The sequence below is a fragment of the Mesorhizobium sp. M4A.F.Ca.ET.020.02.1.1 genome, from assembly GCF_004022645.1.
Taxonomy (GTDB): domain Bacteria; phylum Pseudomonadota; class Alphaproteobacteria; order Rhizobiales; family Rhizobiaceae; genus Mesorhizobium.
The window spans coordinates 1-757 of sequence record NZ_RZOI01001280.1 but is presented as its reverse complement, the minus strand read 5'-3'; the positions used below and the strand labels follow the sequence as shown (position 1 = coordinate 757).

At 66.2% G+C, this 757-nt stretch carries 1 protein-coding gene; it reads left to right on the top strand.

The genetic code is table 11. From position 1 onward, the window contains the following. A partial coding sequence (locus EN742_RS36635) for a molybdopterin cofactor-binding domain-containing protein (RefSeq protein ID WP_148670600.1) occupies positions 1-757 on the top strand: 757 nt, incomplete at both ends.

The following is a 757-nucleotide window of genomic DNA, read 5'->3' as shown; positions in this document are numbered from 1 at the left end:
AGGCCAAATGGGCCGACCCCGAATATCCGCTGGACAGCGCCGCCATCGACGAGGCGATGAAACAGGCGCTCACCACCAAGGGTTCGCCATTGCGCAACGACGGCGATGTCGACACCACTTTCGCCGACACGCCGCGCGAAAAAATCGTCGAGGCCGACTATGCAGTGCCGTACCTGGCGCACGCAACGATGGAGCCGATGAACGCCACGGCGCGGCTGAAGGACGGCGCCCTCGACATCTGGTGCGGCAACCAGGCGCCGACGCTGGTGCGGCAGCTGTGCGCCAACGCGGTCGGCATCGAGCAGGACAAGGTCGCGGTGCACACCACCTTCCTCGGCGGCGGCTTCGGCCGGCGCGTCGAGATGGATTATGCACTGTGCGCGGCGCTGATGGCCAAGGAAGCCGGCGGCCGCCCGGTCAAGGTGACCTGGACGCGCGAAGAGGACATGCGCCACGACGCCTACCGCCCCGCGGCAATCGGCAAGTTCCAGGCGCGGCTCGGCGACGATGGCCTGCCGGTCGCCGTCGAAATGAAGATATCGTCGCCATCGATGATCGCCAGCACCTTGCGGAGGCTGTTTCCGTCGCTATCGGCAATGGGGCCGGACAAGACCATCGTCGACGGCGCGTACGACCAGCCCTACACGATCCCGAACTACCGGGTGAGCGGCATCGCCGCGCCCGTCTCCATTCCCGTCGGTTCGTGGCGATCGGTCGGCAGCTCGATCAACGGCTTCTTCCATGAAGGCTTCATGGA